Source organism: Bacillus sp. LR_5 (assembly GCF_042709275.1).
This window is the reverse complement of record NZ_JAVAXX010000069.1, coordinates 1-26,025: the sequence shown is the minus strand read 5'-3', so window position 1 is coordinate 26,025 and position 26,025 is coordinate 1. Positions and strand designations below refer to the sequence as shown.

General features: G+C 47.4%; 20 protein-coding genes. 6 read left to right on the top strand and 14 right to left on the bottom strand.

All coding sequences use genetic code 11. The features are described 5' to 3' along the window. The first annotated feature begins 298 nt into the window (after positions 1-298). The 3 genes from adeR to RAC86_RS15830 all read left to right on the top strand — a co-directional run bounded on the left by adeR (position 299) and on the right by RAC86_RS15830 (position 3,594). Positions 299-1,567: a sporulation transcriptional activator AdeR gene (gene adeR / locus RAC86_RS15840; protein WP_010886604.1), complete on the top strand. Its 1,269-nt coding sequence runs from the start codon at positions 299-301 to the stop codon at positions 1,565-1,567. Between the two features lie 101 nt (positions 1,568-1,668). After that, positions 1,669-2,805, top strand: a complete 1,137-nt coding sequence (gene ald / locus RAC86_RS15835) for an alanine dehydrogenase (RefSeq protein ID WP_014480718.1) — start codon at positions 1,669-1,671, stop codon at positions 2,803-2,805. 111 nt (positions 2,806-2,916) lie between these two features. Further along, positions 2,917-3,594, top strand: a complete 678-nt coding sequence (locus tag RAC86_RS15830; protein WP_003228755.1) for a YukJ family protein — start codon at positions 2,917-2,919, stop codon at positions 3,592-3,594. Positions 3,595-3,843: 249 nt separating this feature from the next. Here RAC86_RS15830 and RAC86_RS15825 read toward each other — a convergent pair whose 3' ends face one another. The 8 genes from RAC86_RS15825 to RAC86_RS15790 all read right to left on the bottom strand — a co-directional run bounded on the left by RAC86_RS15825 (position 3,844) and on the right by RAC86_RS15790 (position 17,719). Beyond that, positions 3,844-4,053, bottom strand: a complete 210-nt coding sequence (locus RAC86_RS15825) for an MbtH family protein (protein ID WP_003243183.1) — start codon at positions 4,051-4,053, stop codon at positions 3,844-3,846. A gap of 15 nt (positions 4,054-4,068) precedes the next feature. Further along, positions 4,069-11,205 carry a non-ribosomal peptide synthetase DhbF gene (gene dhbF, locus RAC86_RS15820; RefSeq protein WP_377885854.1) on the bottom strand — a complete coding sequence of 2,379 codons (7,137 nt, stop codon included), beginning with the start codon at positions 11,203-11,205 and terminating at the stop codon, positions 4,069-4,071. A gap of 19 nt (positions 11,206-11,224) precedes the next feature. Beyond that, positions 11,225-12,163 carry an isochorismatase gene (locus tag RAC86_RS15815; protein ID WP_208556430.1) on the bottom strand — a complete coding sequence of 313 codons (939 nt, stop codon included), beginning with the start codon at positions 12,161-12,163 and terminating at the stop codon, positions 11,225-11,227. 27 nt (positions 12,164-12,190) lie between these two features. Beyond that, positions 12,191-13,810 carry a (2,3-dihydroxybenzoyl)adenylate synthase gene (locus RAC86_RS15810; protein ID WP_377885853.1) on the bottom strand — a complete coding sequence of 540 codons (1,620 nt, stop codon included), beginning with the start codon at positions 13,808-13,810 and terminating at the stop codon, positions 12,191-12,193. 28 nt (positions 13,811-13,838) lie between these two features. Beyond that, complete coding sequence (dhbC, locus tag RAC86_RS15805) at positions 13,839-15,035, bottom strand: isochorismate synthase DhbC (protein ID WP_003228744.1); 1,197 nt, start codon at positions 15,033-15,035, stop codon at positions 13,839-13,841. 25 nt (positions 15,036-15,060) lie between these two features. Further along, positions 15,061-15,846, bottom strand: a complete 786-nt coding sequence (locus RAC86_RS15800) for a 2,3-dihydro-2,3-dihydroxybenzoate dehydrogenase (RefSeq protein WP_014480725.1) — start codon at positions 15,844-15,846, stop codon at positions 15,061-15,063. A gap of 193 nt (positions 15,847-16,039) precedes the next feature. After that, on the bottom strand, positions 16,040-16,909 hold the full coding sequence (gene besA, locus RAC86_RS15795) for a ferri-bacillibactin esterase BesA (protein ID WP_015714637.1): 870 nt from the start codon (positions 16,907-16,909) through the stop codon (positions 16,040-16,042). Positions 16,910-17,122: 213 nt separating this feature from the next. Continuing rightward, complete coding sequence (locus RAC86_RS15790; RefSeq protein ID WP_003228739.1) at positions 17,123-17,719, bottom strand: sulfite oxidase-like oxidoreductase; 597 nt, start codon at positions 17,717-17,719, stop codon at positions 17,123-17,125. Positions 17,720-17,819: 100 nt separating this feature from the next. Between RAC86_RS15790 and RAC86_RS15785 the strand changes: the two genes are divergently transcribed. After that, complete coding sequence (locus RAC86_RS15785; protein ID WP_038429556.1) at positions 17,820-18,422, top strand: biotin transporter BioY; 603 nt, start codon at positions 17,820-17,822, stop codon at positions 18,420-18,422. Positions 18,423-18,493: 71 nt separating this feature from the next. Here the strand turns inward: RAC86_RS15785 and RAC86_RS15780 are convergent, their stop codons facing one another. Continuing rightward, positions 18,494-19,822: a Na+/H+ antiporter family protein gene (locus tag RAC86_RS15780; protein WP_003228736.1), complete on the bottom strand. Its 1,329-nt coding sequence runs from the start codon at positions 19,820-19,822 to the stop codon at positions 18,494-18,496. 146 nt (positions 19,823-19,968) lie between these two features. Continuing rightward, the gene (locus RAC86_RS15775) at positions 19,969-21,471 is read right to left on the bottom strand and encodes a leucyl aminopeptidase (protein ID WP_015251314.1); all 1,503 of its coding nucleotides are present in this window, start codon (positions 21,469-21,471) and stop codon (positions 19,969-19,971) included. Between the two features lie 157 nt (positions 21,472-21,628). On the opposite strand from RAC86_RS15775, the gene RAC86_RS15770 reads away from it, so the two are divergent. Next, complete coding sequence (locus RAC86_RS15770; protein ID WP_003244337.1) at positions 21,629-22,105, top strand: divergent PAP2 family protein; 477 nt, start codon at positions 21,629-21,631, stop codon at positions 22,103-22,105. A gap of 29 nt (positions 22,106-22,134) precedes the next feature. On the opposite strand, the gene spsC is transcribed toward RAC86_RS15770, so the two are convergent. The 4 genes from spsC to RAC86_RS15750 all read right to left on the bottom strand — a co-directional run bounded on the left by spsC (position 22,135) and on the right by RAC86_RS15750 (position 24,807). Then, on the bottom strand, positions 22,135-22,791 hold the full coding sequence (spsC, locus tag RAC86_RS15765) for a stationary phase survival protein SpsC (protein WP_015251313.1): 657 nt from the start codon (positions 22,789-22,791) through the stop codon (positions 22,135-22,137). A 103-nt stretch (positions 22,792-22,894) separates the two neighbouring features. Beyond that, positions 22,895-23,215, bottom strand: coding sequence for a YuiB family protein (locus RAC86_RS15760; protein ID WP_003243877.1), 321 nt, complete (start codon positions 23,213-23,215; stop codon positions 22,895-22,897). A gap of 54 nt (positions 23,216-23,269) precedes the next feature. Beyond that, complete coding sequence (locus RAC86_RS15755) at positions 23,270-23,413, bottom strand: YuiA family protein (protein WP_003243733.1); 144 nt, start codon at positions 23,411-23,413, stop codon at positions 23,270-23,272. A 173-nt stretch (positions 23,414-23,586) separates the two neighbouring features. Next, on the bottom strand, positions 23,587-24,807 hold the full coding sequence (locus RAC86_RS15750) for an NAD(P)/FAD-dependent oxidoreductase (protein ID WP_010886605.1): 1,221 nt from the start codon (positions 24,805-24,807) through the stop codon (positions 23,587-23,589). A gap of 331 nt (positions 24,808-25,138) precedes the next feature. Here RAC86_RS15750 and yumC point away from each other — a divergent pair. Beyond that, positions 25,139-26,025, top strand: an 887-nt coding sequence (gene yumC / locus RAC86_RS15745; RefSeq protein WP_377885852.1) for a ferredoxin--NADP reductase 2, incomplete at its 3' end; no start/stop codon positions are given.

The following is a 26,025-nucleotide window of genomic DNA, read 5'->3' as shown; positions in this document are numbered from 1 at the left end:
AAGACCCAAATAACGCTCCAACTCCCAAAAAAAACCTTTCAGAAAATTTGATGCTACAGCACCATTTCTGAAAGGTTCAGTTTTTTCTTTCCTTAATTAGTCTTGCCTCCGATGACTTTCTTAGAAGATTAATAGGATAAGCTGTCGTATTATATGAGGCATACACTGTCCTGCAAAAAGGCGATTACACCGCCAAATGTATATAGAACGTTTCTCTCATGAAATTGTTTTTTTGCTTCTGTTCTTTGTTGTTGATTTTCACAAACAACAACAATCATAATAAAAGGAAGGGGATGAGATGTCAAAGAGAAATCAAGCACGAAAAGTAGGGAGATTTATGACCATGCCGAATGATCCGTTTAAATATAGTTTTGACAGACTTGAAGATGTGGCTGATCATATCAGCGACGTTCTGCGTTGCCCGATCACCATAGAGGATGTTAACCACAAGCTGCTTGCCTACAGTACACACAGCGACTGCACAGACCCTGCCCGGACGTCTACCATTATTGGCAGAAGGGTACCGGAGAAGGTGATTAACAAGTTGTGGAAAGATGGGACAATTCCAGCTCTCTTAAAAACGGACCAGCCGATCAGAGTCAAGCAAATTGATGAAGTCGGGTTGAGCAATCGCGTCGCTATTTCGATTTGGAAAAACAAGCAAGTACTTGGCTTCATATGGGCGCTTGAGATCCAAAAAACATTGTCCGATGAAGATCTGCTGACATTGCAAATGGCGGCAAAAGCAGTGAAAAACAAACTTCTCAAACTTCAAATCAGAAAAACGAAAAATGAAGAACGCAGCCAAGAATTTTTCTGGAAAATGCTGACCGGACACATCCATCAGGAGGATGATATGGCGGATGGGTTCCATAAGCTTGGAATGGCCGCTCCTTCAGAGTTTTCCGTTATGATCATCCGCATAAATGGCGAGCTGACTGAAAAAATCGAACAGCAGCTGCAATATTTACAGGAAACGACCCAGCAGGTTTACGTGCTGCTGGCGACCGTAGATTCCAATGAACTTATTATATTAACCTCACCCAAAACAGATCATCCTTTTCAAGATTTAAAACAGTTTGCTTTAAGTACGCAAAAACAGCTGAAGGAGCGGTATAAAATAGAAGACGTTTCTATCGCTTTTGGCGGAATATACAACTCTATTTCTTTTGTCTCCCGCTCCTATCAGGAAGCATTGTCCGTCTTAAAAACGAAGGAACGGTTCGCTGAAGAGACCAAACATCTTTTCAGCTTTTCTGAGTTAGGCATTTATCAATACTTAGATGTCTTAAATGAAAAACGGAAACAGGCGGGCCATTATAATTACTCGCTTTCCAAACTGGAACAATATGACCGGGATCACCAGTCAAATATGGTAGAGACGCTAGAGCGCTTTATTGAAGCGGACAGCAACGTGAATACGGCTTCCAAGCTGTTAAATATACACGTTAATACGCTGAATTACCGTCTCAAACGAATCAGCCAGATCGCTGAAATTGATTTGAAAAATGTGAATCAAAAATTCACCATCTATTTAGATATCAAACTTCGGCACATGGATTTGTGAAATTTCACAAATCCATGTTTTTTTATTTTCTTAATCAAACAAAGAATTTTCCAAAATATCAAGCTACACTAAAAATATCACAGATACAGGAGGAGACAGATATGATCATAGGGGTTCCTAAAGAGATAAAAAACAATGAAAACCGTGTCGCATTAACACCCGGGGGCGTTTCTCAGCTCATTTCAAACGGCCACCGGGTGCTGGTTGAAACAGGCGCGGGCCTTGGAAGCGGATTTGAAAATGAAGCCTATGAGTCAGCAGGAGCGGAAATCATTGCTGATCCGAAGCAGGTCTGGGACGCCGAAATGGTCATGAAGGTAAAAGAACCGCTGCCGGAAGAATATGTTTATTTTCGCAAAGGACTTGTGCTGTTTACGTACCTTCATTTAGCAGCTGAGCCTGAGCTTGCACAGGCCTTGAAGGATAAAGGAGTAACTGCCATCGCATATGAAACGGTCAGTGAAGGCCGGACATTGCCTCTTCTCACGCCAATGTCAGAGGTTGCGGGCAGAATGGCAGCGCAAATCGGCGCTCAATTCTTAGAAAAGCCTAAAGGCGGAAAAGGCATTCTGCTTGCCGGGGTGCCGGGCGTTTCTCGCGGAAAAGTAACGATTATCGGAGGAGGCGTTGTCGGGACAAACGCGGCGAAAATGGCTGTCGGCCTCGGTGCAGATGTGACGATCATTGACTTAAACGCAGACCGCTTGCGCCAGCTTGATGACATCTTCGGCCATCAGATTAAAACGTTAATTTCTAATCCGGTCAATATTGCTGATGCTGTAGCGGAAGCGGATCTCCTCATTTGCGCGGTATTAATTCCGGGTGCTAAAGCTCCGACTCTTGTCACTGAGGAAATGGTAAAACAAATGAAACCTGGTTCAGTCATTGTTGATGTAGCGATCGACCAAGGCGGCATCGTCGAAACTGTCGACCATATCACAACACATGATCAGCCAACATATGAAAAACACGGGGTTGTGCATTATGCTGTAGCGAACATGCCGGGCGCAGTCCCTCGTACGTCAACAATCGCCCTGACTAACGTTACTGTTCCATACGCGCTGCAAATCGCGAACAAAGGGGCAGTAAAAGCGCTCGCAGACAATGCGGCACTGAGAGCGGGTTTAAACACCGCAAACGGACACGTGACCTATGAAGCTGTAGCAAGAGATCTAGGCTATGAGTATGTTCCTGCCGAGAAAGCTTTACAGGATGAATCATCTGTGGCGGGTGCTTAATTCACAATGAGCTTGCAGAAAGATTTCTGCAGGCTTTTTTATTTTTTAAAAGGAAAAAAGAGACCATTTCACGAATTATGACTATGAAGTTGATCATAAAGGAGGATTCATATGGCTGTTCAGCAATATGGCGTGTTAAAAGGCATAGTCTTAGACATGAAGCGGGAAACAGATGATGACAGTCCTCATTTCCAAGTCAAAATGCTCGGTGAAGAGAATACGTATTACAGGTGCGCCATCAATGTGATGTCCAGTTCTGAGGAATCTGAAGTATTGTATTTGGCTGACGATCAGTTTGATTCGGGCTCAATTACCATCCTTCCGAACATGCCGTATGGATATACAAGGATCAATGAAGCAAACCGTGAAGTGGCACTGGATTATGTGCGGGGCAATTTGTTTGACCCGCGGGAAATGAAGCCTTTGCCTCATGAAATCACAGGACCTGATAATGATTTAAATGATTTTATTGAAACCTATATGAAGAAAGCACAAGATGAGAAAGCGCCGGTTTATATATTCGGTTCAAAATTCGGCCCTGAACAGGCTGCAGATAAAATATTCGGCTTTACCCCGACTAACGGAATGCACAATATCCATATGAATCAAGGGAATGCAATGGATACGCGCTGGAAAAAAGACAACGGCTCTTGGCATGACGGGGGTATTCTGATTCAGTTTGCAGATCAGTGGGCCGCTGTGTTTTTAGCGTTTTTATCCCAATCTTGGTGTACCGATGAAAACGGAAACCCGGTCAGAGATTGTGATCATACCCAAACGTCTGCGTAAGATAGAAAAAGAGACTGCGGCGAGCAGTCTCTTCGGAAGTTTGTTGACAAAATCCTAAAGCGTTTTAAAAGCTTTAGGATTTTGTCATGTTTTCAGCGTGATTGAAAACCCTTGAACTCTAGGAAAGATGAGCATTGGAGCGGAGCGAATGTTCTAATTCGTGAGCACCAACGCGCAGACTTGACAACGAATGCGAGGGTTTATCGACACGCTGAAGAGACTGCGGCTAGCAGTCTCTTTTTGATCAGATTACACATTTTCAACAGTCTTTAGGCTGTTTGGCCTCATATCGCTCCAATGCGATTGGATATAGTCCAAACAAGCTTCACGCCCTTTTTGCTCATGAACGACTGTCCAGCCGCTCGGCACATCTATAAAACCGGGCCATAGGGAATATTGGCCTTCTTCATTGACCAGCACCAAATACGTGCCATCCGCATTTTCAAAAGGATTTGCCATTCTATTTCTCCTCCCTTATTTATTCAACTCTTCCAGTTTGACAGCGAGAACCTTGCCGATTTGAGCCAGAGGTTCCGGCTGACATAAATCTTTATGACGGCAGTCGATGTCGATTTGTTCAATCTGTCCGTTAATATAAGGCTTCCACGAGTCAGGTTCAATCGGGTCAAACCATTCAGGAATGATTGTTGATCTGAAAAACAAAACATTTCCGCGGAAGGTTTTCGGCTTATAGGAACCTAAAATGCCGACAGAATTGACATACGTATTCTTCAAATTTAAAATGACCGTATCATCCAGGCTCGCAAGCGCACTGCCGTCACGGCGAAGAATCTCAATCGCCGCTTCAAAATCTAGCGGTTTGTCCCCTAAGCTGTCTGGATCGTACCCGCCTAACGCCAGAAGGGCAATAAGCGCTTCCTCATCATCCGGTGCCTCTTTTATAGGAAGGAAGTGGTTCGGATAGGCGTCCAGCATCACCAACAGGGATACTTCTTCTCCTTGATTTTGCAGCTGGGTAGCCATCGCTTGAACGACATTCCCGCCCAGGGACCAGCCCAGCAGATGGTACGGGCCTTTTGGCTGGACCGTTCGGATTTGTTTAATGTAATCGGCAGCCATGTCATCAAGTGTTTTCGGAAGCTCCTCGCGCTGCCCGATTCCTCGTGCCTGCAAGCCGTAGATCGGATAATCTGTTCCTATATTGGTCATCAAACCGGCATAACACCAGCTGAGCCCCCCTGCCGGATGAACACAGAATAAAGGAGGCTTGTCTCCGCTTGTTCGGAGCGGCAGCAGAACGTCAAGAGCGCTTTGGCTTGATCCCATTTCAAGTCTTTCAGCGAGCCCGGCTACAGTAGGTGCTTCGAACAAGTTGCCGATGCTGAGTTCAACGCCGAGCGCTTCACGAATGCGGCTCATGAGCTGTACAGCAAGCAAGGAATGTCCGCCTAAATCAAAGAAACGGTCATCAATGCCTACACGCGGCAAGTGAAGCACCTCCATAAAGAGGTCACAGAGAATTTCTTCCTGCGGCGTTCTCGGTCCTCGTCCTGTCACTGCCGCTGCGAAATCCGGAGCGGGCAGTGCTTTACGATCAAGCTTTCCATTCGGTGTCAGCGGCAATTCTTTCATCGTCACAAAGGCAGCAGGCACCATGTAATCCGGCAGTCTCTCAGCAGCATATCTGCGCAGTTCCGCCGTATCAAATGTTTCTTCCGAAGAGATGACATAAGCTGCCAACCGTTTATCTCCCGGCTGATCCTCACGAACGATCACTGCCGCATCTTCAAGCTGCGGATGCTGAACAAGCGCTGCTTCAATTTCTCCCAATTCAATCCGGAATCCCCGAATTTTCACTTGATGGTCTGCACGGCCGACATAGTCGAGAGAACCGTCAGCGCGGAGGCGGGCCACATCCCCAGTGCGGTACATCCGGGTGCCTGGAGGACCGAACGGATCAGCTATGAAGCGTTCAGATGTTAAACCAGGCCGGCCTAGATAACCTCGTGCTAACCCCGCTCCTGATACATACAGCTCTCCGGCAACACCCTGCGGGACCGGCTGCAGGCGTTCATCCAGCACGTATACACCAAGATCGGGAATGCCGCAGCCGATCAAGCTGTTTGCCCGTAAAGCTGCCATGCTTCGGTCTAATTCGATATAGCTCACATGCACCGTCGTTTCTGTAATACCATACATATTGATAAGCTGCGGTCTATTTTCAGGGTGGCGGTTGTACCAATCCTCTAAACGGCTGAGTTCAAGCGCTTCTCCGCCAAAAATGACATAGCGCAGACTGAGTGTCTGTCCGAGATCCGGCTGTTCCCGTTCCGCCTGCATAAACTGATAGAAAGCAGATGGTGTCTGGTTCAGAACAGTCACACCCTCTTTGACAAGCAGGCGCAGAAACGCTTCTGGCGATCTGCTGACGTGGTGAGGCACGATTACAAGACGTCCGCCATGCAGCAGAGGACCCCAGATCTCCCACACCGAAAAATCAAACGCATAGGAATGGAACATGGTCCAGATATCATCTGAGCTGAAACGGAACCAGTGCTCGGTCGCTGCAAATAAACGTGTTACATTTTGGTGAGGAATCATCACACCTTTTGGAACACCTGTTGAGCCGGATGTATAAATGACATACGCCGTATTCAAAGGCGAAAGCGGCTGAGTCCTATCCTTATTTTTTGGATTCTCTGCAGGGTACGTGTTTAGTTTCTCTGCCAGTTCGGGATCATCCAGCACGATTTTCGGCACGTTTTCAACTGGCGGAATGTGATTTGCAGCTTTAGTGTTCGTCATGATAAACGCAGGCTGTGCATCTTTTAGCATAAAAGCAATTCGATCAGCCGGATAATCCGGATCAAGAGGGAGATAAGCTGCCCCGGCCTTTAGCACCGCCAATAGGCCGACAGCCATTTCCAACGATCGGGGCAGTGCCAATGCCACAAATTGCTCCGGCCCGACACCTTCACTAATCAGCATTCGGGCAAGCCGGTTTGCTCTTTCATTCAGCTCTGCATAGCTCAGTGCCTGATCTTCATATACAACGGCAATGGCATCAGGACGTAAAGCAGCCTGCTTCTCAAACTGCTCTGGCAAACTTGCGTGCGGAATCTTTTCAGATACACTTTGCCAATCTGTCACCATGCTGCTGCGTTCCTCTGGCGCAAGAATATCCAGATTTCCGATTTGCTCGTCAGGATCAGACTCGGCAGCCTCCAACAGCCGCATCAAACGGTCAGCAAGAGCCTGAGCAGTTTCCCGCTTGAAAAGATCAGTGCTGTATTCAAGCAGTCCTTCCATTCCGTTTGGTGTCCCGTCAGCAAGGCGATCTTCACTGATTTCCAGCGTCAAATCAAACTTGGCAGAACCGACACTGTTGATTCGCAGGCTACTCTCCATATCAGGAAGATGCAATTCAGCGTCCGGTGTGTTTTGGAACGCAAGCATGATTTGGAATAAAGGATGCGTCGCACGCGAACGAGCCGGATTGAGCACCTCTACAAGTCTCTCAAACGGCAGATCCTGATTGTCATAGGCGGCCAGATTCACTTCCCGTACTCTGTCTAGAAGCTCACGAAAGCTTGGGTCACCGGACGTATCAGTTCTGAGCACCAATGTATTAATGAACAGCCCTACAAGATCGCCCAGCGCATCATCATTCCGTCCCGCGATCGGACTGCCGATCGGAATGTCGGTGCCCGCCCCGAGCCTTGTCAATAAAGCGGCGAGACCGGATTGAAGCACCATAAACAGGCTCACCCTATTTGCGCGAGCCAGCTCCTGCAATCGCTTATGAAGCTCGGGCTCAATACGAAAATGAATCGTATCTCCATCATGACTCGGCTCAGCCGGACGTGAATAATCGGTTGGCAGCTCAAGCTGATCAGGCAGGTTTTTCAAGGTTTCTTTCCAGAAAGCAAGCTGTCCCGCAATCAAGCTATTTGGATCATCCTCGTTTCCAAGCAGTTCTTGCTGCCAAAGCGCATAGTCTGCATACTGCACAGCAAGAGGCGCCCATTCTGGAGATCGTCCGTGGCAGCGAGCCGCATAAGCCGTCCCAAGGTCTCGGGTCAGCGGTGTTAAGGACCAGCCGTCCCCGACAATATGATGGACGAGAAGAAGCAGCACATACTCGTCAGGACCGATCACAAAAAGCTCGGCACGAAAAGCAGGTTCAGCTGCAAGATCAAAGCTGTAGCGTACAGCTTCGGCAAGCCGATCAGAAAGCTCCTTCTCAGCAATTTCAGTAACATGTAACTCGGGACAGGCTTGATCAGCATCTAAAATATGCTGATAGGATGTCCCCTGTGATTCAGGGAAGATTGTCCGAAGGCTTTCATGACGGCAGACGAGGTCATAAAGTGCCGCTTTCAGCAATCCTTGATCCAACTCACCTGACAAACGGACAGCAACCGGAATATTATAAGTAGGACTCGGTCCTTCCAGACAATGCAGGAACCATAGCCGGCGCTGGGCAAATGAGAGCGGGATCTTTTCAGGCCGCTCAGCTCTCTGCAAAGCGGGACGTGCACTCTGCGCCAAATCAAGATGGGCAGCGAGTCCGGCTACTGTCGGTTCGTCAAAGAGCTTGGCGATACCAAGTTCGGCTCCCATTACCTCGCGAATGCGGCTCATCAGACGGGCTGCAAGAAGAGAATGGCCCCCAAGCTCGAAGAAACTGTCATCGATACCGACGCGTGCCAAACCGAGAACCTCTGCAAACAAGTCACACAATATCTCTTCCTGAGGAGTCCGCGGGGCCCGATCACTGACAGATGTGCTGAAGTCTGGTGCCGGCAGTGCATTCCGGTCAAGCTTGCCATTAGGTGTTAATGGCAGCTCGTCCATCTCCACAAACGCCGCCGGTACCATATAATCAGGAAGACTAGCCCCCATATAACGACGAAGCTCTGCAGTATCAATAGCAGCATCAGCGACTACATAAGCCGCCAATCGTTTGTCTCCCGGCTGATCTTCCCGTACGACAACCGCGGCCTGTTCAATGTGCGGGTGATTGGCAAGCACGGCATCAATTTCTCCAAGTTCAATTCGGAATCCGCGAATTTTGATTTGATGATCCGCCCGCCCGATATAATCCAAAGACCCATCGGCGCGCCAGCGGGCCTGGTCTCCGGTCCGATACATCCGAGTTCCCGGCGGTCCGTATGGATCTGCAACGAAGCGCTCCGCCGTTAAATCAGGACGATGGAAATAACCTCTGGCCAAGCCGGTTCCTGCAATATAAAGCTCTCCGACAACGCCCGGCGGCACCGGCTGCAATCCATTATCAAGCACATACACCTGCGTGTTCCAAATCGGTTTCCCAATCGGAGGAACGCCCTTCAGCCCTTCTTCAAGAAAAGCTGCGGCAGACCAAATCGTTGTTTCAGTGGGACCGTATAAGTTCGTGACTGAACAATGAAGGTCCTGAAGCGCCTGCAAAAGACCGCTCGGCAGCGCCTCGCCTCCTACAAGCACTCTAAGCCCCCGAAGTTTCTCAGGTTCACTCGTTACCAAAGCGTGCCACAGTGTCGGTGTCGCCTGCATAATGTTAATATCGAAATTTTCAATCATTTGAGCTAATGCCTGCGGCTCACGGATCGTTTCTTTCTTTGCGATCACGATTTGCGCTCCGCTAATCAGCGGAAGATATAACTCCAATGCTGAAATATCAAAAGCGACAGTCGTCACAGCCAACAGCCTGTCTTCTTCTCCTAGAGAAAATGCCTCCTGCATAGACAGCAGAAAATTGCTTAAGCTTTTCTGTGTCACAACGACTCCCTTCGGTCTTCCTGTTGATCCTGAGGTATAGATGATATACGCAGGATGGTCAAGCGAAACCGATACATCCTGATTTTCCGGCGAATAGCGTTTTATAATCTCCTGTGTAACAGCCTGATCAAGCACAAGCTCAGGTACAGCCAGGTCATCAGGCAGACTGGCTGCTATTTCCTCAGTCGTTATGATGCATGAAGGTTTCGCATCCTCCAGCATGTAAGAAATGCGGTCGGCTGGAAACTCCGGATCAAGGGGGAGATACGCCGCACCAGTCTTGAGCACACCAAGCATTGAAGCCACCATCTCAGGGGAACGCGGCAGCGCCAAAGCGACAAATTGCTCCGGACCAATCCCTTTTTCGATCAACAGACGCGCGAGGCGGTTTGCCTCTTCATTGAGCTTTCGATAGTTGACTTGAATGTCATCACACATGAGAGCGATACGTTCTGGCGTAAGAACTGCCTGCTTTTCGAACATGTCCTGAAGGCTGACCAGCTTCTCGGATTTTGCCGTCTCATTCCATTTAGAAATGACTTTTTCTTTCTCCTCTGGCAACAGAAGCTCCATTTGCCCAATCAGCATGTCCTCTCCGGCAGAAGCCGTTTGCAGCAGCTGCAAAATACGCTGCTGATGAAGCTTAATATCAGACTCACTGTATACCTCGGGATTCGCATCAACATCAATTCGCAGCCCGCTGCCGTCTGTTCTGTCATATACATTGATTGATAGATCATCAACAGGACCGGCTGAAAGATTATGCGTTGTGCCCCGGACGCCGGCAAAGTCGAGACCGTAATCAAACGGCATAAGATTGATTTGAGGGCCAAATAATCTATGATTTTCTCCTATCAATTTCAGATCGCGCCTAAGCTCTTCATGGCGATACTTATGATGTCGCCGAATACTGCGGATTTCCCGGGAAATTTGCTGAATCAGTTCAGAAAAGCTCATCGAAGAGCTTACCGTCAGCCGGAGCGGGAGAAGGTTCATCACCATAGCCGGTACATTCAGTGACGCGGACCCTATCCGACCCATCATGGGCAGGCCGAGCACAACATCCTCAGAGCCGGTCATACGGTGCACATAAACAGCTGACACCGCAATCATGACTTCATGCCAGCTTCCTGAGAAATAGCGCGCCGCTTCTTTTAACGCGTTTACATCAGACGGAGGCAGATATGCCGTATGACGAAGAAAACTGTTAGATGTTCTTGGCGCCCGATCAGCCAAGCTCACAACTTCAGGTGCATCTGCAAAACGGTCCAGCCAGAATTGACGATCCTTCTCATACTGCTCTGATCCGCGATAATCTGTATCCTCCTCCAAAATGGCCTGGAGAGACCCAAAGGAACGGCTTTTAGCTGTTTGTCCTTTTATAAGGGCAGTATATGTACTTGCCACACGCTGGGCTATCAGGGAAAAACCGAAGCCGTCGATCGCTATATGGTGAATGCGCTGATACCAAAAGAAACGATCAGGCCCGGCAATAAACAGAGCTTCATTGAACAAAGGGGCATACCCTAAATCAACCGGCTTTGCTAAATCAGCTTTCATCCAGTTTAATGCTGTTTTTTCCGGATCAGGCTCAGAGCTGACGTCAATGACGTGCAGCTGTACATCCGGAGACGGGTTTATCATCTGCCAAGGCCCGTCCATATTTTCACCGAAGCGGACATGCAGCGATTCCGCTTCCTTGATCACGTGCCGCAAAGCTTCTTCAAAAAGAGCAATATTGATTGGTCCATTGATTTCTATATATTCCGCTGTATTGTAGATTGGATTGTCCGGATCAAGCTGCTGAGCAAACCATATGCCAGTTTGCGCCCCGGTCAAAGAATATTGAAGATCTTTTGTATCAGGCATCCGTTTGTTTACCCTCCTTTTATAAATAATCCGCGTTTGGCAGCACTTGCTGGCTGCGGGTTGTGAGCAATTTCTGCCATTCTTCGATCGTTGGGCGTTCAGCCAATTCCACGAAAGTCACCTCTGCCCCTTCACGGCGCCATTGTTCCACCAATGTCATGATCCTTACCGAATCAAGACCACGATCGAGCAAATCCTCTTGATCTGTGATGTCTTCCGGTGTTTCTTGTAGAAGCTCAGCAATTTGTTTACGGATATTCTCACATGTAAACACGTTCTTTTTGCCAGTGTTTGCTGACGTTTTTTGAACGTCTGCCGGCGCATTCTGCAGCTGATCAAGAAGACTGTCAGTCATCACGGTAAACGCACAGCGTCCAGCCGCATATTCCAGCGCCATTTGATGTTTTTCTAATGAAAAATCAGCAACTGCATCTCCCACAAAAAAGGCTTTAATATCCTCCATAAATGCTTCACATGCTGTAACAAGACAGCCGATATGGGCGTAAATTCCTGTAATGATCAGCTGATCGCGTCCCTCTTTGCGCATCATTTCAAGCAGATTCGTTCTCTTAAACGCGCTGTATCTCCATTTTGTCAGCACAAGATCATCATCCTCTGGTGCCAGCTCGGTTATAATTTTCTCCTCATAAGGACCGCTGTTTAATCCCGGGCCCCAAAAGTCTGTCAGCAGCGCACGGTCATCCGGATTTTGGCTTCCCGGCTGTGCGGTATAGACAACAGGAATCCCAAGCTGAACACATTGATTCTTCAGCTTTCGTATATTCGCTGAAAGCTCTATTACCGGAGATGCTTCCGCTGTGAAAGCATCGACAAAATAATTTTGCATATCGTGTATTAATAGGACCGCCCGATTTGGATCAGGCACCCATGAGACTTTGTTTTGCGGCATATCAGATGCTGTCGGCATTTGATACGGCTGAATGGCAGGTATAGCCATATGAACACTTCCTCTCAAATTGTTGATTTATTTTTTTGACCCTGCAAGAAGTTTCTCGGAAATAGCTTCACGAAGAGCCTTTTTGCTTACCTTTCCTACCCCTGTCTGCGGAAAGGATTCGACAAATTCAACTCGATCAGGGATTTTATATGCCGCCAGTCCGCGCTCTCTCAAAAATGCTTTAAGCTCTGCGGCTTTTGGGGCTTCATCCCGGGGAATAATGAACACACAAGATCTCTCGCCAAGAAATTGATCAGGCATGGAGACCATTGCCGCATCATGGACAGCCGGATGCGCCAGCAGATGATTTTCCACCTCTTCAGCCGCAACCTTTTCTCCTCCACGGTTAATTTGATCCTTCGCCCGGCCTTCAACGACAATATACCCGTCTCGTGTCAGCCTGACGATATCACCCGTACGGTAAAAACCGTCCTCAGTAAATGAAGCGGCGTTATGCTCTTCTGCCTTATAGTAACCTCGAATTGTATACGGTCCCCGCGTCAGCAAATGGCCTGTTTCACCAGGTTTTACGTCGCGATCATGATCATCCCAAACACGCACTTCATCATATGGGGACATCGGTTTTCCTTGGGTGTTGACAATGATCTCCTCAGGATCATCCAATCTCGTATAATTGACGAGACCCTCTGCCATTCCGAACACCTGCTGCAGCGTGCAGCCGAAAACAGCTTTTACCCTGCGCGCGGCTTCAGCACTAAACTTGGCACCGCCGACCTGCAGCACTTGAAGGCTGGATAAATCGTCACGGCGTGAGGATGCCGCATCCATCCATACCATCGCAAGAGGCGGAACAAGAGCGGTTATCGTGACCTTTTCCCGTTCAATTAAAGGAAATGCGTCATCTGGACTTGGAGAAGGAGATAATACCACTCTTCCTCCAGCGTATAATACGCCGAGAACGCCAGGTGAGCTCAGCGGATAATTGTGTGCCATCGGCAGCGCGGCCAAGTACACCGTGCTGTGGTCGAGCCAGCAGACCTCCACACTCCGCTTCAGGCTGTATATGTAGTCATCGTGGGTCCTCGGAATCAGTTTCGATAGCCCGGTGCTCCCGCCAGAAAGCTGGAGGAACGCCACATCCGAAGATTTGACTTCAGGCAGTTTTACAGGTTCTATATGCAAATCCTCGAGCGGCAAAAATTCCTCTGCCTCACCTGCGACAATGATGTTTTTCAAAGTCGGCAGCTTACTTTGAACCTGTCTGGCAAGCGTACGGTAGTCAAAACCGGAATAAGCGTCGGGAATGATATATGCAGCCGCTTCAGCAAACTCGCAAAAATATGTAATTTCACTGCTTCGATGAGAAGGCAGTGCGAAGACTGGAAGCGCCCCCAGACGGAAAAGCGCGAAAATGACTTCAAAAAACTCTTTGATATTTGGCAGCTGCACCACAACACGATCCATCTGTTGAATGCCGAGCTTTTGAAATCCGGCAGCCAGGCGATCGGCCCTTGTGTCAAGCTCTCGATAGCTCCAATGGGTGTTCCCGCATGTAATCGCAATGCGGTCGCCATATTTGGTTGCCCGGTCTCTTAACAAATCTCCAAACGTCTCGCCGGCCCAGCAGCCGTTCTTTCGATAGGTCTCAGCTAACTCATCAGGCCAAGGCGTAAATCCTTTCAGCATGTTGTATCCCTCCAGCAATTCATTCTGTTCATATGTGATCCACGCCCATTGCCCTCAGCATTGTCCGAAACTTTGCGGACGTCTCCTGAAGCTCGTCCTCGGGCTTTGAACCGGCCACAACACCAGCTCCAGCATACAGGCGGAGTGAGCGTTCTTCTGCTTCTGCACAACGGATGGTCACGATCCATTCTCCGTCACCGGCATCGTCACACCATCCGACCATGCCGGTAAAGAAACCGCGGTCAAATGGTTCAATGCTGAGAATCGCTTCTCTTGCAAGATCAGTCGGTGTTCCGCAGACTGCTGGCGTCGGGTGGAGAGCCGCCGCCAATTCAAGTGCGGTTACAGACGGGTCGGAAAGCTCTCCCTTAATCACGCTGGACAGGTGCCACATCGTTTCCGTTTTGATCAGTGAAGGCTTCTCCGGAACCTCTAGCGTCCGGCAGAAAGGTCTCAGCGCTGCCGCAACCGCGTCAGCGACAACCGCGTGCTCATGAAGATCCTTTGCGGAAGAAAGCAATTCAGCTGCCCGGCGCTGGTCTTCAACAGGATCATTACTGCGCGGCCTTGAGCCGGCTAATGGGTTGGAAACGACCTGTGTTCCCATCCTTGAAACGAGAAGCTCCGGACTTGCTCCGAGCAATGTTCGGCGGGGAGACGTTTCCTCCTGACTGGACACGTCTGCGGCAAACGTGTAGCCATGCGTGTTATGCTGAGCCAGATGGCGAAGCAATTCATCCGTCTGAATCGGTTCAGGCGATGTCAAATGCAGCGACCTGGACAGGACGATTTTGCTGAGTGTTCCATCGGCAATGCGTGTCAGCCCTTGTTCAACACCATTTTTATAATCCTCAGGTTCAGGAACAGGCTTTATGTGGTATGTATGCCCTGCCTGCTGTTCCTTTTCCTCATGATCAAATTGAAGCGGTCCTGACCAGCGCACTTCTTCAGGTACAACGAGCCGCGCTGCTTTTACTTGATCAAAAGGAACGGCCCCGACAACAAGCGGCCGGCTTTGCCCTGATTGTTTTGCCTGACGTAACGCCTCTGCAATTCGGCCAGAAAGGGTTTCCATTTGGTTTTGCCCGTCTGCCTCCGGTACGATTTCACATATACCTTTCGCTAACAGTACACGATGAGGAGACGCTAAGAAAAAGGCGCCCGGCTGATATTCATGAAGCAAATGCTCCGCTTTTGTTTCTGTTATAACGTTTTGATCCAACATTCTCATGAACCTCCTTTAAATTCAGTTACACGCCTAAGGTCGCGCCGCCATCTACGCATAAATTATGCATCGTAATATGCCCTGCCTGGCCAGAAACCAAAAAGAGCACCGCATCCGCAATATCCGAAGGCTTGGCTAGTTTTTTGAGCGGGATCCCTGTTTTAAATGTCTCAAGTGATCCTTTTATGACTTGCTCCGCTCCATTCTCGTCGGCCCATAATGACCACTGCATGTCTGTTTCCGTTGATCCGGGAGATACAATGTTGCAGCGAATATTGTATTCTGCAAGCTCAAGGCCAAGGCATTTCGTAAACATCACAGCCGCAGCCTTTGAAGACGCATATGCCGCCATAGATGTTCTTGGTACACCGGCAGCATTCGATCCGACTGTTACAATCGAACCCGATCTTCGGTCCATCATATATTTGCTGACTGAACGCGAGGCGTTAAATACGCCAGTCGAATTCACTGAGAACGTCGCCTCCCATTCCTCATCGCTAAGCGAATGGATCAGTCCCGGGCGAAGGACACCCGCTACATTCACTAAAATATCAATCGGCCCCATTTCACGTTCGATGCGCGCCGTGATCTCATCAATCGCTGCGCTGTCTCTCACATCCGCAGGAAAAGCTTCTGCATGGCGGCCTTCTGCTTTGAGGCTGCTCACAACCTTTTCCAGCTTTTCAGGATTATAATCAACTGCCGCAATATGTGCGCCTTGACTGGCAAGCGTCCGCGCAACAGCTTCGCCTATTCCTTGGGCAGCCCCTGTTATAAAAGCAATTTTTCCCTCTATACTCTTTGCATTCATATCATCAATTCCTTTCTTCGCTCAAAATGCCGAACAGACATCCAGCGAAAAAGACTGCTGTGCCTTGAAAAACACAATCTATTGATAATGATTATCATTATCAATTATAAAAATAATCATATCCAAATGTCATGTGACAGTCAAATATAATTTCAGTGACAAATATTTTTTTAAAGGCAAGGCTGAGTATGTCTCAGCCCATTGAAAGATGCGGTCCGTCAGGGTGAAGCGCAAAACGCAGCGCCCGGCTGACCAAAACAGGAAGAACTGAAATATGTCCTTCTCCTGAAAACTCGCAAAATTCTGCCCGTATGCCTTGTTCAGATAAAACGGCCAGCCGCTCATAAAGCTCCCTCGCATTGTCGTTCATCCGGCTTTTATGATGCTGCTCCAATTCTCCTGCGGCAAGCAGGATATTGATAGGCTGATTGTTTTTCTTGGTGAGAGAGACGAAATGGTCCGTTTTCTCGAGAATAAACGGTTTATTCCAATGAATGGACGGACTTCCCGCGATATACGTTTGAAACGCATCGGGCTTTGTTAGCAGCACCTGCAGCACGAAAAGCCCTCCGAGCGAATGGCCAAAGATTGTTTGTCTTTTTTTATCAATCTGGTAATCTCGTTCTATCTCCGGTTTTAAATCCTCTTCAATAAATCTGAAAAAGCCCTCCGCTCCGCCATGCTCCGGCCATTCTCTGCCGTCGGGCCTTTCCGGCAGCTTCGATTGGGCTGTTGGCATTGTAAAATCCCGGTGGCGTGCTGAGGAGAACGGCTCCGCTGTCTCATAGCCAATGCCGACGATCACTGCAGGGATCACCCCGGTTTTTTCGGGTCGGCGTCCCTGTATTCGAACGGCTTCCGTCATCGTTCCGAAGACAGAATTGGCATCCAGCAGATAAATCACAGGATAACCAGCGGGTGGCGGCGGCGTACTAGGTTTCGAGATAAAAATGTGATAGGTACGGTTTTCATTGCGTGAAGACATCATACGCACTTCCGTACCAGGAATCGTAAATGCGTTTGATGTCCCGCCATTTGTCCGGTCTGTTGTTTGTTCTTTCATGCAGTACGACATTCCTCTCCTTAAACTAAACCGCAATGTATGATAATGATTTTCACTATCAACTAGACACCTCAAATAATAGGTTTTCTTCCAAAGAAAGTCAACTTTTTCCCGAATAAAAAAGGCACCTTGATCAAATAAGGTACCTGCAGACTATCAATATGGAAGTAAAAACCTAATAAAGATGCGTATTGTCCTATTTGAAATAGAACCTTAATCCCATGTAAACCTTTGATTTTGCCAAGGGTCGCCTCTCATGTGATAGCCATTCCGCTCCCAAAAGCCAGGGTGATTTTCTTTCGTAAATTGGATGCCGCGCAGCCACTTGGCGCTTTTCCAAAAATACAGATGCGGAAATACACCCCGCAGCGGAAAGCCGTGTTCAGGGGTTAAAGGTTCGCCATTATGCGCATAAGCCAGAAGGGAAGTTTCCGCTAAGAAATCATCAAGCGGCAGATTGGTCGTCCAGCCCTCTTCAGCATGTAAAATGACGTAGCCCGCTTCTTCTTTTACACCCGCTTTTTCCGCTATATCACAAGCCCGCACGCCTTGCCACACATTATCAAGCCTTGACCATCCCGTGACGCAATGAATGTCGTTTTTCGATTCATACCGTGGAAAGGCTTTGACATCTTCAAAGCTTAGCAGCATCGGATGGTCAACCAAACCGTATACTTGAAGATTCCATTTCGTCATATCTTCGTAATATGGGACATCTCCGGTATGAAGCACAGGAAATGAAGTGGTGACGTTTTGATTTGGCGGCACTCTTCCAGATTGATCGGACTGTCTTGTTTTTCCGAAATACATATGGGCCTCCTTTTTGTTAACCTAAATTAAAATCATGTTGACAATCTTTTTGTTCTTTATTACTCTATGATTGTGTATGTCAACCTAAGGGGGAACAACGATGAAACAACGTAAACTTCGTGCGGGAGATATGGCGCTGATTGGCATGTTCGCCGCACTTATGGCTGTCGGGGCCAACATTACATCAGTAGCACCCTTTTTACAAGTAGCCGGCATTCCGCTTTCGATGCAGCCGTTTTTCTGTCTCTTGGCAGCTTTGCTTCTTGGCAGCAAACGGGCAGCGATTGCCATGATTGTATATGCACTTGTCGGATTGGCCGGAGCGCCTGTGTTTGCTCAATTTTCAGCAGGCTTCGCACCGTTTGCAGGGAAAAGCGGCGGGTTTATTATCTCATACATTCCGGCAGCATTTGCAGCGGGATGGTTTTTAGAACGAAACATTCAGCCAAGTAAAATTCGATTTCTCATTGCTTCACTTATCGGAACGGCGATCATGTATTTCATCGGCACTACCTATATGTATCTTGCACTGAAGCTGTGGATTCATACGCCAGTGAGCTACGACACGGCTTGGGGCTTTATGATTTGGTTTATGGTAAAAGATACAGCGCTGGCTGTGATACTGTCGTTTATCGCACCAGCAATCTACCGCTCTATTCATAAAGCAACCGGCTTTAACAGAAATCACATATCATCTACGTAAAAAAACCGTCCTATTGGACGGTTTTTTTATCATAACGAGAAAAGGCTCCCCAGTAAAGGGGAGCCTTTTTCCTATAAAACAAGCGCTGCAATCCATCCAAAGATGACAAGCGGGATATTATAAAATATAAATGTCGGCACACAAGTATCCCAAATGTGGTGATGCTGGCCGTCCGCACTCAAACCTGAAGTCGGCCCAAGCGTACTGTCACTGGCAGGTGAACCGGCATCGCCAAGCGCAGCAGCAGCCCCGATAATCGCAATCGTTGCCATCGGGCTGAATCCAAGCTGCATGCATAGAGGCACGAAAATGGTTGTGATAACAGGAATGGTCGCAAAAGAAGATCCGATCCCCATTGTAATTAATAAGCCGACAATGAGCATCAGCAATGCGCCCAAGGACTGACTGTGTCCGATAAAACCAGCTGACGTTTTGACCAGTGACTCGACATCTCCGGTTTTCGTCAATACGTTTGAAAACCCGGCTGCAACAAGCATGACAAAGCCGATAAAGGCCATTAAAACCATTCCATCAGTAATCAGTGAGTCCGCTTCATCACGCTTCATCACACCGCTGACAAACAGAACAATCAGACCAGCGAGCGCCCCCATAATCATTCCTTCTACTCCCAAAGTCTGAGATAAGTAAAGCTGGACGCCGAGTGACACAACAATGGCTAGAACCGCGATACCAATACTTTTTCTCGTATATGGCGATGCTTCTGCACCTGAAATGTCTTTTGTTTCATATTGTTTCGGTTTACGGTATACGATCACTGATAAAATAAGGCCGACAACCATACCTGCAACTGGAATAATCAGTGCGTACGGAATGTCAGCAAGCGGAACGTTTAACCCGGCATCCGCCATATTGTCCTTCAGCATGCCTTGGAAGATTTGGCCGAAACCGACCGGAAGCAAAATATAAGGAGCCGTTAAGCCAAATGTAATTACACACGCGATCAGACGGCGGTCCATTTCAAGTTCATTAAAGATTTTCAAAAGCGGCGGAATCAGCACCGGGATAAACGCGATGTGAACCGGAACGACGTTTTGCGAAAAACAAGATACAATTAAAATAATCAGCACAATCAGCACCTTAGACAGTGCTTTTTTTCGAGAATCTTCTTTATTTCCGATTAATTTAACGGAGGCTTCCACCATTGCGTCCGGAAGACCCGTTTTCGTCAAAGCGGCGGCAAACGCGCCAAGCATGGCATAGCTAACTGCAACGGTGGCATTTCCGCCGAGACCGTCTGTGAAAGCTTTAACCGTTTCGCCAAGACCGAGCCCGCCTGTTAACCCGCCGGCCAAGGCGCCTATAATTAATGCGATAACAATATTGACACGCAGCAGGCTTAATACAAGCATAAGCAGGACTGCGATGACGACTGCATTCATGATGATACCCCTCCAAAAATCCTTTAGTTTGCTAATGTAGTAGATAAATAAAGTACGAACGTATCGTATCATAACCGATCCACTTTAGTCAACTAAAGATTTCGGAAGAAAAAATCCCTGCCGCATCATACAGCAGGGATTTTTCATTACTCGTTTTTATCTTCTTCCAATGTAAATCGCTCCGCAAGTGTAGCCAGTGTTCTTGCCATAACGCCAGTAGCCCCGGCCGGCCCGAAGCAGGTTGCTTTATTGGCAGTCGCTGTTCCTGCAATATCAAGGTGAACCCAAGGTGTTGACTCAGCGAATTCACCAAGAAACGTTCCTGCCATAATCGCATGTCCCTCGCGTCCCGGTGAATTGTTGAGATCCGCCATTTGGCTGCTTTTCACGCGTTTTTTATCCTTCTCTGTTATCGGCAGCTGCCAGATTGCCTCGCCGCACTCTTGTGCAGCATCAGCTACCTGCTGGTAAAAGCTTTGATCATTTGTCATTGCACCGGTTGTTTCTGTTCCTAATGCCACAACGACGCCGCCGGTAAGCGTAGCTACATCGACAAGAACTGACGCGCCATGCTGTTTCGCGTATGTAATGCCATCTGCAAGCACTAGCCTTCCTTCAGCATCCGTATTAAGGATTTCTATTGTTTTTCCGCTTAAAGATACGATCACGTCATCCGGCTTCATGGCCCCGCCGGAGATCATATTATCGGTTGATGGAATAACGCACAGCACGTTTTGCTCAGGACGAAGCTCTCCGATCGTTTCCATAGCCCCGAGAACCGCAGCTGCTCCTCCCATATCTGATTTCATGCCGACAATTCCAGATTTCGTTTTAATGGAGTAGCCGCCTGTGTCAAAGGTAATTCCTTTCCCGACTAGTCCGACGACGTCTTCCCATTCCTTTTTGCCCTGATATTTCAACACAATCATTTTCGGCGGTTCGGTGGAGCCTTGGTTTACCGCAAGTATTCCGCCCATACCGAGCTCTTCCATCTCTGATTTCTCCAATATCTCACACTCAAAATCATATTTCGCCGCAAGCTCTTCAGCATACGAAGCGAGGTCAGTCGCTGTCAGCATGTTTCCCGGCATATTCACCAGCGTTCTAGCCGAATTTGTCCCTTGTCCGTATGCCTGGCCGACGCGAAGCCCTGCCTGCACTTCCTGTGTATCTTCATCTGTTACAACATACACGGCTTCAATTTGTTTGTCAGGCTCATTTGATTTGTGCTTATAATCCTGCACCTCATAGGAAGCAAGCAGGCAGCTCTCAGCTAAAGCATGAGCGGCATCGGCTGGAGGCACGTCTTCCGAAATAAACGTATCAAGCAGGACAGCAGTTTCTTGTTTTCGATCTTTATGAATGGCTTGAAAAACATGAGCAAAACGTTCCTTCGCCTGTTCAAACGAATAATTAGCTTCTCTCCCCAGACCAACGAAATAAATCCGTTTCATACCCGCAGAAGATGGAGGGAATACTTTTGATACTTGATTCGGTTTCGCAGAGACATCACCCTCTTTTAAAAGCTGTGTCAGATGGCCTTCGAGCATTTCATCAATTTCCAACGCTTTTCCTGTCAGCTGGCTTTTTTGAAAAAGCCCGACCACAAGGGTTTCTGTATGCTCTGATTGTTGAACCGCATAAAACATGAGGCTTACACTCCTAACGTAATGGGTATTTGTAATGAACAATGGTATAATAGGAAAAACATTCTTTCCACTATACTTATTTTAACAAACAACAGTCTAAGACTTGCTTTTTTCTTTTGAAACACGAAGGATTTTTCAAATAGAAAGGATGTCGCCGATGGAACTTTTAACGAATTTTCCTTTATTATCAAGCCTGGCCGCAATTATTTTTGCTCAGGTCATCAAAGTGCCCATACAGTTTATCGTGTCCAGAAAACTGGACTGGTCGCTGGTCACAAGCACAGGCGGCATGCCCAGCTCTCACTCCGCAGCGGTCACTGCGCTTTCTACAGGAGTAGCCTTGGAGCATGGATTAGACTCCTCACTCTTTGCGGTTTCCGCCATTTTCGCCGTCATAACCATGTTTGACGCAACTGGTGTCAGACGTCACGCCGGTGAGCAGGCAACAGTCATTAATAAGCTTGTTATTGATTTTAACCGTTTCGTAAATGAAGCGAAGGACTTCCCTAAGGCTGCAGAGAAAGAAAAGCAAAAAAAGCTGAAAGAGCTTCTCGGACATCAGCCGATCGAAGTCTTTTTCGGAGGATTAACAGGTATTTTACTGACATTGGTACTCGCTTACTTTTTCATGTAAAAAAACGCTCCTGCTTTCGCTGGAGCGTTTTATTCTTTCACAGTTTTATATTGATTTCTGAACACTTGCAAAGATTTTGTTTCATTGAGCTTCTCAAGCTCATCCTCGGTAATCTTTCCCGTTCCCTTTTTAATCACATATACATCAAGGGTTTTTTTGCCCCATTCATTGTATACATCTTTGACTGTCTCAAAGTACAGATCAAGGCGGTTTCCCTTAATAGCTGATCCTGTGTCGGCCACAACTCCGAGACCGTAGTTCGGAATGAATAAAATTGTTCCGATCGGGAAAACGGACGGGTCAGCAGCAACCGTGGAATATAAATCCCGTTTCACTTTCACACCTGAATATGTAAGCCCGTATAATGGATCACCGGGATTTTTGCCCGTCGACTCAGCTCCTGCTGTGTAGCCTGTTGCTGTTACTCTTTGGACTGGATATTCATTCCAATCAAATGCCTCTTCTAACGGTTTTGTTTTATCCTCAGCCGCGGACGTGGTTTGTGTTTGTTTCTGCTGCAATGCTTTTAATGTCAGTCCTGCATGCTTCAAGTGCTTTTCCTGATGTTCCTGCACCCATTTTGACAAGTCCTTCGCTTCAATTCCTGACACTGATAAAAATGTCGTGCCAAATGCAAGCAGAAATAAACAGGTCATCAGCAAACGTCTGATCATATTCAACATCATTCACCTCTCCTCCGAATCATTGTTCCCAAGTGGAGAGAGCATTATTCAAAATGGTGAATGAGCTGAACGCATAAAAAAAGCTTTCTTTAGAAGAAAGCGGCATTTAAAACATTTGATATCCTCTTTTTCTGAGCATGTTGATCGCTATACCGGACACGATGGCGCCGGCCAAACCGCTGACTAAAATCAGCACATCGGCAGCCGCTAATGATAAGACACGATGAAACAGGCTGGCAAAGGATTCTCCCGGCGACTGGACATAGCTGATCAGCTTTTCTTTGCTGATAATGAAAAGGCATACAATCGGATAAATCACAGCCATAATCCAAGACATTCTCAGCAGCATGTTTAATAAGAAACCGATTCCAAAAAACAAGACAAAAAACAAAACAATTGAGATGATTACGACTGGCAGACTAATCAACCTATTCCACCCCCCCTGCGTTGTTTTTAGTGTAACGCGGGGGCTGAAATAAAGTCAACGGCTGGAAAAAGAATGACTGTCTTTTCCTGTCCCCTGGCAAGACGGACAAGTCTCTGAACCGCCGAGAATCAATTGAAAATATCCTTTCCCTGAACAAAATGGGCATGCATGTGAAGCGGTTGTCGTTGCAGTTTTCATCTAATCATCACCATTTTTTCTCAATTTTCTGATAATATACCATATCAAGCTGTCAACAATAAAGTCAGATCATGTGACAAATCTTTTGATGTAAGCGGAAACATACTTGTTTTCCTCTCGTTCTCTTTTTATTTTGGCGTTTTTTAATAAAGAAAACCCGCTTCCGCGGGTTTTTAGAAAAACTTGAACTTGCCTTTTTTCAGTGTCAGTCCGAGTCCGCCAATCATAAACAGCGAGCGGTTATCAATGACTTTTTTCATAAACGAAGCGGGCGTGCCTTTCAGCTTTCTGCCATAAACAACCCCAACCGCGTTATGCTCGCCAAGAGAAGCCACTGTTCCCTTAATGTCCGGCTTGAATTCCTCAAGCTCTCCGCCTTTAATAAGCCTGCCAAGGTTTTTAGCGACCGTTATGCCCTGCTGCATTGCAATTTGCGCAGTCGGAGGATACGGGCGCTCTGTATCTTCATTCATAAACAGCGAGCTGTCGCCGAGAATAAAGACATTGTCATGTCCCGGGGCGCGGAGATCAGGGTTGACTTTGACTCGGCCGCGCATATTCTCAAAACCGGCTTCCTCCACAATCGGATGGCCGCGGACACCTGCCGCCCATACAACGGTTTGCGATTTGATCTGCTCTGGTTCTTCATCTTTTTTGCCGACTCTGACTCCTTCTGGTGTACATTCTTGTACAGCCGTTCCGATCTTGAACTCAACTCCGTTTTCCTCAAGATAATGTACGGCGTAATCAACAAGTTCCGGATCAAAGCCCGGCAAAACGGTCGGCGCTGCTTCCACACAAATGATGCGGACAAGGCTTCTGTCAACGTCATATTCCTTACAGAGCTCCGGCACGCGAGCAGCCAGTTCGCCAAGAAATTCAATTCCCGTAAATCCGGCACCGCCAACAACGATCGTTAACCTGTCCGGCCGTTTTTCCGCTTCCGTATTGTAAGTCGCAAACTGCAGCTCAATATGTTCCCGCAGCAGGCGCGACGTGTTGATGTTGGCAATCGGAAACGCATATTCTTTTAAGCCTTTAATGCCGAACGTTTCAGGCACGGCGCCGAGCCCGATGACTAAATAATCGTACTGCAATTCTCCATTCGCAAGCACAACTTTTTTCTCATCAATTTTGATTGCCTTTACAGTATCCTGTACAAAATTCACCCGTGACTGGTTGATTACATCTTTTATCTGATAACGGCAGCGGTCATGATGGAGCGTACCCGCGCTCGCTTCATGCATCCATGTCGTTTCATAATGATAATTGTGTTTATTTACAAGCGTAATGTCAGCATCATTCGGCCCGACATACTTCGTCAGCCTTGTCACCGTCATCAATCCACCATATCCTGCACCTAAAATCACGATTTTGGGCTTATTCAATGCCATCACATCCACCTTCTCTTTTTTTGCTTTTGTTAGACCCATAATAAAATCATCATTTGTGTTAGCTTCAGCTTATTGGCGGGATTTTATGAAATATATTGAAAAGTTTTTTGTGAAGTCCTTACCCGTAGCACTATTATCATGTTTATCCGGCTGGCCCAAGAAACATTCAGAAAAAGATCATTTCATTTGGTTATTATCGTAGCGGCCTGCGGAAATATTTTCAAGAACGGATGGGCACGTTAGATCCTTACGATTTTTTCTGCTGACTCGTCAATTTGAACGGCAATATGGTATAATTAATAACAATTTTCATTTAGGAGGCAATTTTCGTATGCGAGAGGATACAAAGGTTTATGATATTACAATTATAGGCGGGGGACCGGTCGGCTTATTCACCGCTTTTTACGGCGGGATGAGACAGGCAAGCGTCAAAATTATCGAAAGCCTGCCTCAGCTCGGCGGACAGCTTAGCGCCCTATACCCTGAGAAGTATATATATGATGTAGCGGGATTCCCGAAAATCCGTGCGCAAGAGCTTATCAATAACCTAAAAGAGCAAATGGCAAAATTCGACCAAACCATTTGTCTGGAGCAAGCGGTTGAATCTGTTGAGAAACAAGCGGACGGCGTGTTTAAGCTTGTAACAAATGAAGAAACCCACTACTCTAAAACGGTCATCATCACTGCAGGAAACGGCGCATTCAAACCGAGAAAGCTGGAACTTGAAAATGCCGAGCAGTATGAAGGCAAAAACCTCCATTACTTCGTTGATGATCTGCAAAAATTTGCCGGCAGACGCGTTGCGATCCTTGGCGGTGGAGATTCCGCGGTTGACTGGGCGCTTATGCTTGAGCCGATCGCAAAAGAAGTATCGATCATTCACCGCCGTGACAAGTTCCGTGCGCACGAGCACAGTGTGGAAAACCTTCATGCGTCGAAGGTTAATGTCCTGACACCATTCGTCCCTGCGGAGCTGATCGGCGAAGGCAAAATCGAACAGCTAGTGCTTGAAGAAGTGAAAGGCGACCGCAAAGAGATTTTAGAAATTGATGACTTAATCGTCAACTACGGTTTCGTTTCATCTCTTGGACCGATCAAAAACTGGGGCCTGGACATCGAGAAAAATTCCATTGTCGTGAAATCAACAATGGAAACAAATATCGAAGGCTTCTTTGCAGCAGGTGACATTTGTACATACGAAGGAAAAGTCAACCTGAT